Annotated in this window: 7 protein-coding genes, 8 tRNA genes and 3 rRNA genes; all 18 read left to right on the top strand. The window is 44.8% G+C overall.

Annotated elements, in window-relative coordinates; translation table 11 throughout:
• Window positions 1–11: 11 nt before the first annotated feature.
• The 18 genes from NSQ62_RS19205 (at window position 12) to tsaD (ending at window position 12,343) form a co-directional block, all read left to right on the top strand.
• On the top strand, window positions 12–2,183 hold the full coding sequence (locus NSQ62_RS19205; RefSeq protein WP_341321657.1) for a Tex family protein: 2,172 nt from the start codon (window positions 12–14) through the stop codon (window positions 2,181–2,183).
• Window positions 2,184–2,264: 81 nt separating this feature from the next.
• Window positions 2,265–2,732 (top strand): SprT family protein, encoded by a 468-nt coding sequence (locus NSQ62_RS19200; RefSeq protein ID WP_341321656.1) that lies wholly within the window; start codon window positions 2,265–2,267, stop codon window positions 2,730–2,732.
• Between the two features lie 190 nt (window positions 2,733–2,922).
• A tRNA-Asn gene (locus NSQ62_RS19195) sits at window positions 2,923–2,998 on the top strand.
• A 6-nt stretch (window positions 2,999–3,004) separates the two neighbouring features.
• Window positions 3,005–3,079 (top strand) — tRNA-Glu (locus NSQ62_RS19190).
• A gap of 24 nt (window positions 3,080–3,103) precedes the next feature.
• Window positions 3,104–3,179: transfer RNA gene (locus NSQ62_RS19185), tRNA-Asp, on the top strand.
• A 4-nt stretch (window positions 3,180–3,183) separates the two neighbouring features.
• Window positions 3,184–3,258: transfer RNA gene (locus NSQ62_RS19180), tRNA-Gln, on the top strand.
• A gap of 7 nt (window positions 3,259–3,265) precedes the next feature.
• Window positions 3,266–3,341 (top strand) — tRNA-Lys (locus NSQ62_RS19175).
• Window positions 3,342–3,396: 55 nt separating this feature from the next.
• Window positions 3,397–3,482, top strand: a tRNA-Leu gene (locus tag NSQ62_RS19170).
• Window positions 3,483–3,496: 14 nt separating this feature from the next.
• Window positions 3,497–3,570: transfer RNA gene (locus NSQ62_RS19165), tRNA-Gly, on the top strand.
• A 279-nt stretch (window positions 3,571–3,849) separates the two neighbouring features.
• Window positions 3,850–5,404: ribosomal RNA gene (locus NSQ62_RS19160) — 16S ribosomal RNA — on the top strand.
• Between the two features lie 311 nt (window positions 5,405–5,715).
• A 23S ribosomal RNA gene (locus tag NSQ62_RS19155) occupies window positions 5,716–8,643 on the top strand.
• 58 nt (window positions 8,644–8,701) lie between these two features.
• Window positions 8,702–8,817: ribosomal RNA gene (gene rrf / locus NSQ62_RS19150) — 5S ribosomal RNA — on the top strand.
• Together the 16S, 23S and 5S rRNA genes with 8 tRNA genes alongside form the textbook arrangement of a ribosomal RNA operon.
• A 203-nt stretch (window positions 8,818–9,020) precedes the next feature.
• Window positions 9,021–9,096 (top strand) — tRNA-Asp (locus NSQ62_RS19145).
• Between the two features lie 170 nt (window positions 9,097–9,266).
• A complete protein-coding gene (locus NSQ62_RS19140; RefSeq protein ID WP_341321655.1) occupies window positions 9,267–9,605 on the top strand; it encodes a hypothetical protein in 339 nt (112 codons plus the stop codon).
• Between the two features lie 128 nt (window positions 9,606–9,733).
• Complete coding sequence (gene tsaE / locus NSQ62_RS19135; protein WP_341321654.1) at window positions 9,734–10,186, top strand: tRNA (adenosine(37)-N6)-threonylcarbamoyltransferase complex ATPase subunit type 1 TsaE; 453 nt, start codon at window positions 9,734–9,736, stop codon at window positions 10,184–10,186.
• Window positions 10,183–10,887 carry a tRNA (adenosine(37)-N6)-threonylcarbamoyltransferase complex dimerization subunit type 1 TsaB gene (gene tsaB / locus NSQ62_RS19130; protein ID WP_341321653.1) on the top strand — a complete coding sequence of 235 codons (705 nt, stop codon included), beginning with the start codon at window positions 10,183–10,185 and terminating at the stop codon, window positions 10,885–10,887. The genes tsaE and tsaB overlap by 4 nt, the downstream gene beginning before the upstream one ends.
• Entirely contained in the window at window positions 10,887–11,330 is a 444-nt protein-coding gene (gene rimI, locus NSQ62_RS19125; RefSeq protein ID WP_341321652.1) for a ribosomal protein S18-alanine N-acetyltransferase, read from the top strand. The genes tsaB and rimI overlap by 1 nt, the downstream gene beginning before the upstream one ends.
• Entirely contained in the window at window positions 11,330–12,343 is a 1,014-nt protein-coding gene (tsaD, locus tag NSQ62_RS19120) for a tRNA (adenosine(37)-N6)-threonylcarbamoyltransferase complex transferase subunit TsaD (protein WP_341321651.1), read from the top strand. The genes rimI and tsaD overlap by 1 nt, the downstream gene beginning before the upstream one ends.
• The last annotated feature ends 255 nt before the right edge of the window (window positions 12,344–12,598 follow it).

The raw sequence follows: 12,598 nt of genomic DNA, 5'->3' as shown, positions 1-12,598 counted from the left end.
GGAGTGGCACAATGGAACAAAAGAAAATGCTACAAATGATTGCCCAAGAGACAAATGTACAAGCAAAACAGGCGCAAACGGTTATTGAATTACTAGAAGAAGGAAATACAGTGCCGTTTATTGCCCGTTACCGTAAGGAAGCGACTGGTTCTCTAGACGAAGTACAAATCAAAGCAATTGAAGATCGCTATCACTACATACAACAATTAGAAACGAGAAAAGAAGAAGTCATCCGCTTAATCGACGAGCAGGGCAAACTAACAGAAGAGTTACAGCAAGCAATTCAAGCGGCAACCGTACTACAACGAGTAGAGGATTTATATCGTCCGTATAAGCAAAAGCGCCGTACGAAAGCAACGATTGCCAAAGAACGCGGGTTACAACCGTTAGCTGATCACATTTTAAAATTTAGCAAGCAGTCAGTCGAATTGTTAGCTGCTAGTTATGTAAATGAAGAACAAGGTGTATCAACTGTTGAAGAGGCTTTAGCGGGTGCACGTGATATTATAGCAGAGCACTTTGCAGATGATGCAGCAGTACGTGAGAAATTGCGTAAGCTTTCTTGGCGTGAAGGGAAGCTCGTAACATCTGTAAAAAATGCAGAAAAAGACGAAAAGCAAGTATTCGAAATGTATTACGAGTATGAAGAACCGGTTTCACGTATGGCACCACACCGCACGCTAGCTGTAAATCGTGGTGAAAAGGAAGATATTTTACGTGCTGCAATTGATGTGCCAGTGGATAAAGCAGTTTCGCAAATGGAACTGCATTTTATTCCAAGAAATTTTGTTGGACCTTCTGTTGAACAGGTGAAATTGGCCATTGCGGATAGTTACAAACGCTTAATCAAGCCATCCATTGAAAATGAATTACGATCAGAGTTAACGACAAAAGGGGAAGCGCAAGCGATTCATATTTTCTCAGAAAACTTACGTAATTTATTATTACAGCCGCCAATGCGCGGGAAAGTCGTACTTGGGGTAGACCCAGCTTATCGTACGGGCTGTAAATTAGCAGTTGTTGATGAAACAGGGAAGATGATTGAAATCGGGGTTATTTACCCGCATACAACATCGGATACAACAAAATCGAAGGAAACGATTAAATCGTTATTAAAGAAATATCCAATAAGCATCATCGCCATTGGTAACGGTACGGCTTCACGTGAGACGGAGCAATTTATTGCAGAAATTTTAAAAGAAGTAGAGGGTGAGGCTGCGTACGTAATTGTAAACGAAGCTGGTGCATCTGTTTACTCTGCATCCGATGTCGCACGTGCGGAATTCCCTGATTTACAAGTAGAGCAGCGTAGCGCGGTGTCTATTGCCCGTCGCTTGCAAGATCCGCTATCAGAATTAGTGAAAATCGAACCAAAAGCAGTCGGTGTTGGCCAATATCAGCATGACGTATCACAAAAGCAATTAGCAGACTCACTAACATTTATCGTTGAAACAGCGGTTAACCAAGTAGGAGTCAATGTGAACACCGCATCCGCATCACTACTGCAATATGTATCGGGCTTATCAAAAACAGTTGCAGAAAACATCGTAACGATGCGCGGTGAAAATGGTCCATTCACATCACGCGCTCAACTGAAAAAAATCCCGAGATTAGGCGCAAAAACATACGAGCAGGCAATCGGTTTCTTACGTATTCCAGAGGCGAAAAATCCACTAGATGCAACAGGTATTCACCCAGAAAGCTATAAATTAGCTGAAGCTATTTTAGAAGCGGCTGGATTAGTGAAAAAAGATGTGGGCACACCAAAGGCAGAACAAGCAATTGGTCAGCTAAGTTTAGCGGAATTAAGTACGACACTTAATGTAGGTGAAGTGACGTTAAAAGATATTGTGGATACATTAATGAAACCATCCCGAGATCCACGTGATGCCTTTCCTCAGCCGTTATTAAAAACGGATGTTTTAAAAATGGAAGACTTACAAGTAGGTATGGAACTACAAGGAACGGTTCGTAACGTAGTAGACTTTGGGGCGTTCGTTGATATTGGCGTCAAGCAAGACGGGCTAGTGCATATTTCAAAATTGCAAAAAGCTCGCGTCAAGCATCCATTAGACGTCGTGGCCTTAGGTGATATCGTAACAGTTTGGGTAGAAAAGGTAGAAGCGAATAAAGGACGTATCTCCTTAACGATGTTACCGCCAGTAGCACAACCTAGCGTGTAAAACAAAGTGAAATTTATTATAATAAAAAGTACATGGATTCGTTCGTGTGCTTTTTTATTTTGTAAAAACGGAGTGAAAGAAATGACAGATGAACAAGCACAGCAATTAGTTGAACAATTATCACTTCAATATTTTAATCGTCCTTTTGTACATAAAGCATATTTTAATAGTAGGTTGAAGTCGACAGGTGGGCGTTATTTATTAAGCAGTCACAATATCGAATTAAATAAAAAGTTATACAATCATTTTGGGATAGAAGAGTTAAGGGGAATCATATTGCATGAGTTGTGCCATTATCACCTACATATTTTAGGGATGGGTTATCAACATCGTGATGCAGACTTTAGGAACCTATTGAAGCGAGTAGGTGCGCCGAGATTCTGTTCGCGTATTGAAGTGCCTGTTAAGGTAAAGAAAAAAGGCGTAATTCATTATTACCGTTGTGAAAATTGTGGGCAAAGCTATAAGCGTAAACGAAAAATGGATGTCCGGAAATACTGTTGTAGTATTTGTAAGGGGAAAATTCGATTTGTAGAAAGTGAAATTTAATTTCATGTAAGAGGTTTGATATAAGTGTTTTTGGGGAAAATACCTCTTATCGCAATAAAAGTGAAAATGCTATTATATAGGAAGGGATTTTTTCTTCGAAAAAAATCACTAAAAAGTGTTGACGATTGATAGGTCGGCACCTATAATAATAAAAGTCGACAAGATGACGTCGACAAAATGAAGAGATTATTCCGAAGTAGCTCAGTTGGTAGAGCATCCGGCTGTTAACCGGCAGGTCGCAGGTTCGAGTCCTGCCTTCGGAGCCATTCATTGGCCCGTTGGTCAAGTGGTTAAGACACCGCCCTTTCACGGCGGTAACACGGGTTCGAATCCCGTACGGGTCACCACTTAATTTTATAGTGTTTACTTATGGTCCCGTGGTGTAGCGGTTAACATGCCTGCCTGTCACGCAGGAGATCGCCGGTTCGATCCCGGTCGGGACCGCCATTATTGGGGTATAGCCAAGCGGTAAGGCAACGGATTTTGATTCCGTCATGCCCTGGTTCGAATCCAGGTTCCCCAGCCATTTTCAAGAGCCATTAGCTCAGTTGGTAGAGCATCTGACTTTTAATCAGAGGGTCGAAGGTTCGAATCCTTCATGGCTCACCAGTTTCATATTGACAAAAAATCTCAAAGTTGTATATAATGAGAAAAGTCGGATGAAGCGGTCGTGGCGGAATGGCATACGCGCTAGGTTGAGGGCCTAGTGGGGGCAACCCCGTGGAGGTTCAAGTCCTCTCGGCCGCACCATAGTAATTTAATATGCGGGTGTAGTTTAGTGGTAAAACCTCAGCCTTCCAAGCTGATGTTGTCGGTTCGATTCCGATCACCCGCTCCAGTTTTAAAAAAGCTGTTGACATTCAGAAATGAATGAGGTAATATTATAAGAGTCGTTAAGAACGACAAACAATTTCGAAAAAATCATTTAAAATAAAGTGTTGACATAACATTTTAAAAATGATAAGATATAAAAGTTGTCACAAACGACAACAACATGAACCTTGAAAACTGAACAAGCAACGTTAATGAAAAACAAGTTTCTTAAATGAAACAAACAATAGATTTCAACTTTAATTAGTTGGATCGCTAGCAAAGCAAATGAGCTTTCAAACTAACTATTATGGAGAGTTTGATCCTGGCTCAGGACGAACGCTGGCGGCGTGCCTAATACATGCAAGTCGAGCGAATGATTAGAGAAGCTTGCTTCTCTCTGATTTAGCGGCGGACGGGTGAGTAACACGTGGGTAACCTACCCTATAGACTGGGATAACTTCGGGAAACCGGAGCTAATACCGGATAATACTTCGAAACACATGTTTTGAAGTTGAAAGATGGTTTCGGCTATCACTATAGGATGGACCCGCGGCGCATTAGCTAGTTGGTGAGGTAACGGCTCACCAAGGCAACGATGCGTAGCCGACCTGAGAGGGTGATCGGCCACACTGGGACTGAGACACGGCCCAGACTCCTACGGGAGGCAGCAGTAGGGAATCTTCCACAATGGACGAAAGTCTGATGGAGCAACGCCGCGTGAGTGAAGAAGGATTTCGGTTCGTAAAACTCTGTTGCAAGGGAAGAACAAGTAGCGTAGTAACTGGCGCTACCTTGACGGTACCTTGTTAGAAAGCCACGGCTAACTACGTGCCAGCAGCCGCGGTAATACGTAGGTGGCAAGCGTTGTCCGGAATTATTGGGCGTAAAGCGCGCGCAGGTGGTTCCTTAAGTCTGATGTGAAAGCCCCCGGCTCAACCGGGGAGGGTCATTGGAAACTGGGGAACTTGAGTGCAGAAGAGGATAGTGGAATTCCAAGTGTAGCGGTGAAATGCGTAGAGATTTGGAGGAACACCAGTGGCGAAGGCGACTATCTGGTCTGTAACTGACACTGAGGCGCGAAAGCGTGGGGAGCAAACAGGATTAGATACCCTGGTAGTCCACGCCGTAAACGATGAGTGCTAAGTGTTGGGGGGTTTCCGCCCCTCAGTGCTGCAGCTAACGCATTAAGCACTCCGCCTGGGGAGTACGGTCGCAAGACTGAAACTCAAAGGAATTGACGGGGGCCCGCACAAGCGGTGGAGCATGTGGTTTAATTCGAAGCAACGCGAAGAACCTTACCAGGTCTTGACATCCCATTGACCACTGTAGAGATACAGTTTTCCCTTCGGGGACAACGGTGACAGGTGGTGCATGGTTGTCGTCAGCTCGTGTCGTGAGATGTTGGGTTAAGTCCCGCAACGAGCGCAACCCTTGTTCTTAGTTGCCATCATTTAGTTGGGCACTCTAAGGAGACTGCCGGTGATAAACCGGAGGAAGGTGGGGATGACGTCAAATCATCATGCCCCTTATGACCTGGGCTACACACGTGCTACAATGGACGATACAAACGGTTGCCAACCCGCGAGGGGGAGCTAATCCGATAAAATCGTTCTCAGTTCGGATTGTAGGCTGCAACTCGCCTACATGAAGCCGGAATCGCTAGTAATCGTGGATCAGCATGCCACGGTGAATACGTTCCCGGGCCTTGTACACACCGCCCGTCACACCACGAGAGTTTGTAACACCCGAAGTCGGTGAGGTAACCTTTATGGAGCCAGCCGCCGAAGGTGGGATAGATGATTGGGGTGAAGTCGTAACAAGGTAGCCGTATCGGAAGGTGCGGCTGGATCACCTCCTTTCTAAGGATTATTTCGGAAATCTTTCCATGGGAAAGATACTCATTAACGTTTGCTGTTCAGTTTTGAAGGTTCATTCTTAATTGAATGAGATACTTCAAAAATAAAACCTTTGCTCCTGTCGCTGCGCTATCGTCGCAAGACTGCATGAAGCAAAGTCAACGAAGCGAATCACGAAGTGGTTCAGTGTAGTTGTCTTGTTCTTTGAAAACTGGATAAAACGACATTGATAAGTAATAAACAAACAATAGATCAAGAAATTGGTCGTGCAATATCCTTAAAATCTTAAATCTTTTGATTTAAGTTTAACTTTTGGTTAAGTTAATAAGGGCGCACGGTGGATGCCTTGGCACTAGGAGTCGATGAAGGACGGCACTAACACCGATATGCCTCGGGGAGCTGTAAGTAAGCTTTGATCCGGGGATTTCCGAATGGGGGAACCCACTATCTTTAATCGGATAGTACACTCACGTGAATTCATAGCGTGTTTGAGACAGACGCAGGGAACTGAAACATCTAAGTACCTGCAGGAACAGAAAGAAAATTCGATTCCCTGAGTAGCGGCGAGCGAAACGGGAAGAGCCCAAACCAAAGAGCTTGCTCTTTGGGGTTGTAGGACACTCAATACGGAGTTACAAAAGAATGATTTAGGCGAAGCGACTTGGAAAGGTCCGCAAAATAAGGTAAAAGCCCTGTAGCCCAAAAGTTATTCCCTCCTGAGTGGATCCTGAGTACGGCGGAACACGTGAAATTCCGTCGGAATCCGGGAGGACCATCTCCCAAGGCTAAATACTACCTAGTGACCGATAGTGAACCAGTACCGTGAGGGAAAGGTGAAAAGCACCCCGGAAGGGGAGTGAAATAGATCCTGAAACCGTGTGCCTACAAGTAGTTAGAGCCCGTTAATGGGTGATAGCGTGCCTTTTGTAGAATGAACCGGCGAGTTACGATTACGTGCGAGGTTAAGTTGAGAAGACGGAGCCGCAGCGAAAGCGAGTCTGAATAGGGCGAATTAGTACGTGGTCGTAGACCCGAAACCAGGTGATCTACCCATGTCCAGGGTGAAGGTGAGGTAACACTTACTGGAGGCCCGAACCCACGCACGTTGAAAAGTGCGGGGATGAGGTGTGGGTAGCGGAGAAATTCCAATCGAACCTGGAGATAGCTGGTTCTCTCCGAAATAGCTTTAGGGCTAGCCTCGTGATTGAGAATACTGGAGGTAGAGCACTGTTTGGACTAGGGGGGCATCTCGCTTTACCGAATTCAGACAAACTCCGAATGCCAGATATTTATACACGGGAGTCAGACTGCGAGTGATAAGATCCGTAGTCAAGAGGGAAACAGCCCAGACCACCAGCTAAGGTCCCAAAGTAATCGTTAAGTGGAAAAGGATGTGGCGTTGCTTAGACAACCAGGATGTTGGCTTAGAAGCAGCCATCATTTAAAGAGTGCGTAATAGCTCACTGGTCGAGTGACGCTGCGCCGAAAATGTATCGGGGCTAAACGATTCACCGAAGCTGTGGATGCATCCGTATGGATGCGTGGTAGGAGAGCGTTCTAAGGGCGTTGAAGTCAGACCGGAAGGACTGGTGGAGCGCTTAGAAGTGAGAATGCCGGTATGAGTAGCGAAAGACGGGTGAGAATCCCGTCCACCGTATGACTAAGGTTTCCTGAGGAAGGCTCGTCCGCTCAGGGTTAGTCGGGACCTAAGCCGAGGCCGATAGGCGTAGGCGATGGACAACAGGTTGATATTCCTGTACCACCTCCTCACCGTTTGAGAAATGGGGGGACGCAGTAGGATAGGGTAAGCACGCCGTTGGTTGCGCGTGTTCAAGCAGTAAGGTGTGTATGTAGGCAAATCCGCATACTTTAACATTGAGCTGTGATGACGAGTCCGTATGGACGAAGTTCCTGATTTCACACTGCCAAGAAAAGCCTCTATCGAGGTGAGAGGTGCCCGTACCGCAAACCGACACAGGTAGTCGAGGAGAGAATCCTAAGGTGTGCGAGAGAACTCTCGTTAAGGAACTCGGCAAAATGACCCCGTAACTTCGGGAGAAGGGGTGCTCTGTTAGCGTGCAAGCGTGAGAGAGCCGCAGTGAATAGGCCCAGGCGACTGTTTAGCAAAAACACAGGTCTCTGCAAAACCGTAAGGTGACGTATAGGGGCTGACGCCTGCCCGGTGCTGGAAGGTTAAGAGGAGTGGTTAGCGCAAGCGAAGCTGCGAATTGAAGCCCCAGTAAACGGCGGCCGTAACTATAACGGTCCTAAGGTAGCGAAATTCCTTGTCGGGTAAGTTCCGACCCGCACGAAAGGCGTAACGATCTGGGCACTGTCTCAACGAGAGACTCGGTGAAATTATAGTACCTGTGAAGATGCAGGTTACCCGCGACAGGACGGAAAGACCCCGTGGAGCTTTACTGTAGCCTGATATTGAATTTTGGTACAACTTGTACAGGATAGGTAGGAGCCAGAGATCCCGGAGCGCCAGCTTCGGAGGAGGCGTCAGTGGGATACTACCCTGGTTGTATTGAACTTCTAACCCATGCCCCTTAGCGGGGTAGGAGACAGTGTCAGGCGGACAGTTTGACTGGGGCGGTCGCCTCCTAAAGAGTAACGGAGGCGCCCAAAGGTTCCCTCAGAATGGTTGGAAATCATTCGTAGAGTGTAAAGGCATAAGGGAGCTTGACTGCGAGACCTACAAGTCGAGCAGGGTCGAAAGACGGGCTTAGTGATCCGGTGGTTCCGCATGGAAGGGCCATCGCTCAACGGATAAAAGCTACCCCGGGGATAACAGGCTTATCTCCCCCAAGAGTCCACATCGACGGGGAGGTTTGGCACCTCGATGTCGGCTCATCGCATCCTGGGGCTGTAGTCGGTCCCAAGGGTTGGGCTGTTCGCCCATTAAAGCGGTACGCGAGCTGGGTTCAGAACGTCGTGAGACAGTTCGGTCCCTATCCGTCGTGGGCGTAGGAAATTTGAGAGGAGCTGTCCTTAGTACGAGAGGACCGGGATGGACACACCGCTGGTGTACCAGTTGTTCTGCCAAGAGCATCGCTGGGTAGCTATGTGTGGACGGGATAAGTGCTGAAAGCATCTAAGCATGAAGCCCCCCTCAAGATGAGATTTCCCATTACGCAAGTAAGTAAGACCCCTGAAAGACGATCAGGTAGATAGGTTCGAGGTGGAAGCGCAGTGATGTGTGGAGCTGACGAATACTAATCGGTCGAGGACTTAACCACAATTTATGAACATCAATGAAACGTTTATCCAGTTTTGAAAGAATAATTCTTTCAATAGTGAAGTGATGATGGCAAAGAGGTCACACCCGTTCCCATACCGAACACGGAAGTTAAGCTCTTTAGCGCCGATGGTAGTTGGGGGTTTCCCCCTGTGAGAGTAGGACGTCGCTTCGCACACGCAAAACCACTGAGAAATCAGTGGTTTTTTTGTTCGCATTGTTGGCTAAAGCGCCAGCTCTTCGAGCTTTTCGATCCCTACGGAGTATTAATTTAGATAATAATAGCTTAAGAGAGAAAAAACGTATTTTAAAAAAGTAGTTGTCTCATAAGTTGATTTCTGATAGAATAAATAGTGTCCAATAGAGAAAATAATAAATGGTCCCGTGGTGTAGCGGTTAACATGCCTGCCTGTCACGCAGGAGATCGCCGGTTCGATCCCGGTCGGGACCGCCATTTAAATTAACTATTCAAGTAATTCGCGAAGGCGAATTGCTTTTTTTATGCTTAAGAAGATACTCGTAAATAATAATAGTTAAGTAATGTAGTTTGTTTCAAGGTTTTTCAAATGTTTTGAACACGTACCTTGAGGGAAAATTTTCATATGTTGTTAAGGGGGAGTGTTGATGAATAAAAATGGGTTAAGCGTGTACCCAGCTATTTGTCTCATCTTCTTGCTACTTATTATGATGACAGCTTGCAAAGATGAAATTTTGGCGATTGAAGAGAGTAATGCACATAGCTGGCAAAAATATATGAATGAACAAGAATATGAACAAGTAAAAGAAGGCATGTCTTACATGGAAGTAGTACGAATTGCGGGTGGGGCGGGTACGGAACTAGAAAAAGGCGTGTACGAATGGAATGATGAGCTGCTGTTGACACAGGGGTATATGCTTACATTTAAAAAAGATAAGTTGACGAAAAAGGAAATCGTGGAGCGCCGAGGAAATTCAACAAGGTAAAGAGAAGTCTTATAGGCAACTTGCTTATAGGGCTTTTTGTTATGTATAAATAAGTGATACATTTTGAACAATTGCGTTACTTCAAGTAAACTAGAAGTAATGGACTTTTTTGTGGAAGGAAGCACAATATGATATTTGAAAAACAAGTATACGCATTAGAGGAAACACAGGCACTTGCTTTAAAATTGGCGGAGCTAGTAGCGCCACAATATACAATTACATTAGAAGGCGATTTAGGCGCTGGTAAGACAACGTTTACGCAAAGCTTTGCAAAGGGCTTAGGAATTAAACGTAACGTGAATAGTCCGACGTTTACGATTATGAAGCAATATGAGGGTCGAATTCCGTTAAATCACTTGGATGTTTATCGTTTAGAAGATAGCGATGAGGATTTAGGATGGGATGAAATTTTTTATGGCGATGCGGTCACAGTTGTAGAGTGGGCGCATTTAATTGAAGAAGATTTGCCAAAAGAGCGTTTGGCAATTGAAATTACACGTATTGATGATACGAGTCGTAAGTTTTTATTTAAACCAATGGGCGAGAAATATGTGCGCTTATGTGAGGAGTTACTAAAATGATTTGGTTAGGAATTGAAACAGCAAATGCGCCACTATCTGTCGCAGTTGTAAAGGACGGTAAAGTAGTTGCAGAGGTAGTACAAAATATTAAATTAACACATTCAGTGGGTGCAATGCCGGCTGTTGAAGAGGTTATGAAAAAAGCAGGTGTTACTCCGGCTGAACTAGATGCGATTGCGGTTTCAGAAGGACCCGGATCGTACACGGGTGTGCGTATTGGGGTAACATTAGCAAAAACATTAGCCTGGTCACTGCAAAAGCCGTTAGTTGGTGTGTCGAGCTTAAAAGTGCTTGCAGCGAATGCGCGTGTGTCTAGTGACGCAGTATGTGCACTGTTTGATGCACGTCGTCAAAATGTATATGCTGGTGTGTATGAAGGTTTAACACAGGAGACGGTTATTGAAGATTATCACGATCATATTGACGGCCTATTAACAAAGCTCGATGCGTTAAATCGTCCTGTAATGTTCGTAGGAACTGATGTTGACATTTACTTTGAAAAAATCAAAGAAGTATTAGGAGACCGTGCTGTGCGTGCATCATTTACGCTGGACTTACCACGTGCTGCGGAGCTTATTGCGTTAGCGCAAAATCAGGAGCTGCCTTCAGTGGATGCTGTGCATGCATTTGTACCACAGTATCGCCGTATTGCAGAAGCAGAGGCGAACTGGATTAAGGAACAGAAAAAGGAGCAACAATAATGGTACATTATCGTAAAATGACATTAGAAGATGTTCCGGCAGTTCATGCCATTGAGCTCGCAACATTTCCGACACCGTGGACGTTAGATTCGTTTTATTACGAAGTCAACGAAAATAAGTTTTCGCATTATTTAGTAGCTGAAAATGAAGTCGGTGAATTAGTTGGTTTTTGTGGTGTGTGGCTTGTTGTGGATGCGGCGCAAATTACCAATGTAGCAGTTGTCGAAGCGGTTCGCGGACAAGGTCTAGGTGAAGCGTTAATGCGTGAGGCGATTCGTGTTGCTAAGGAAGCGAATATGGATACGATGAGTTTAGAAGTACGCGTAACAAATACGGTTGCGCAAAATTTATATCGCAAGCTTGGATTCCAAGACGGTGGCATTCGTAAAGGCTACTATACGGATAACCAAGAAGATGCGTTAGTCATGTGGGTGAATTTATAATGGACAATTATATATTAGCAATTGAAACAAGCTGCGATGAAACAGCAGCAGCAATCATTAAAAATGGCACGGAAATAATCTCAAACGTTGTGTCATCACAAATCGAAAGTCACAAGCGCTTTGGCGGGGTTGTACCAGAAATTGCATCACGCCATCATGTCGAGCAGGTGACGATTGTATTAGAAGAGGCACTAAAGCAAGCAAATATGACACCGAATGAATTAACAGCTGTAGCGGTAACAGAAGGTCCAGGGTTAGTGGGCGCTTTGTTAATCGGCATTAACGCCGCAAAAGCATTTGCCTTTGTACATGGTTTACCGTTAATCGGCACGCATCATATTGCAGGACATATTTATGCGAACAATTTAGTGCAGCCGATGGAGTTTCCATTACTGGCTTTAGTAGTATCAGGAGGCCATACAGAGCTTGTATTGATGCGTGAGCATGGTTCATTTGAAGTAATTGGTGAAACACGGGATGACGCAGCAGGTGAAGCATACGATAAAGTAGCACGTGTATTAAACATGCCGTATCCAGGTGGACCGCATATTGACCGTTTAGCTCATGAAGCGACAGAAGCGGTGAAATTCCCACGTGTGTGGCTAGAAGAAGGCTCGTATGATTTTAGCTTTAGTGGCTTAAAATCGGCAGTCATTAACTATAAGCACAATATGGATCAACGTGGTGAAGAAATTATTCCTGAGCAAGTGGCAAAAGGCTTCCAAGACAGTGTTGTAGAAGTATTAACAGCGAAAACTGTACGTGCATCGCGTGAGTTTGGCGTAAAGCAAGTTATTGCTGCTGGCGGTGTATCGGCAAATAAAGGTTTACGTACGGCACTTGAAGCTGCGTTTAAAGACGAGGGTATTCCATTCTATGTACCGCCTTTAAAATTATGCACAGATAATGCTGCGATGATTGGTGCAGCTGCCTACCAAATGTATGAAGCGGGTGTTCGTGGAAATTTAGCGATGAATGGTCGTCCCGGAATGGAACTAATAAGCTGGAAATAACAGCTTACTAAGCATGGTGAACTGGAAATTAATTTTCCGGCGCATCATGCTTTTTTGTTCTAGGTAGTTGGAACAGCTAGGAGTACCGATTTTTTAGAATAATAAAAAATAGTCGTAAATTGTATTTTATGATATGAAAATGTGCTTTATAACAAATTTTTATTTAATGCACAATTTTTCAGAAAATTATCCACAGAAACTGAAATTAATATTTTAAAAAAGGTGCGAACATGCGTACTTATACACAAACTGTGG

The sequence above is a fragment of the Solibacillus sp. FSL H8-0523 genome (assembly GCF_038051985.1).
GTDB lineage: Bacteria > Bacillota > Bacilli > Bacillales_A > Planococcaceae > Solibacillus.
The sequence above is the reverse complement of the archived record's forward strand: the minus strand, read 5'-3'. Positions and strand labels throughout refer to the sequence as shown.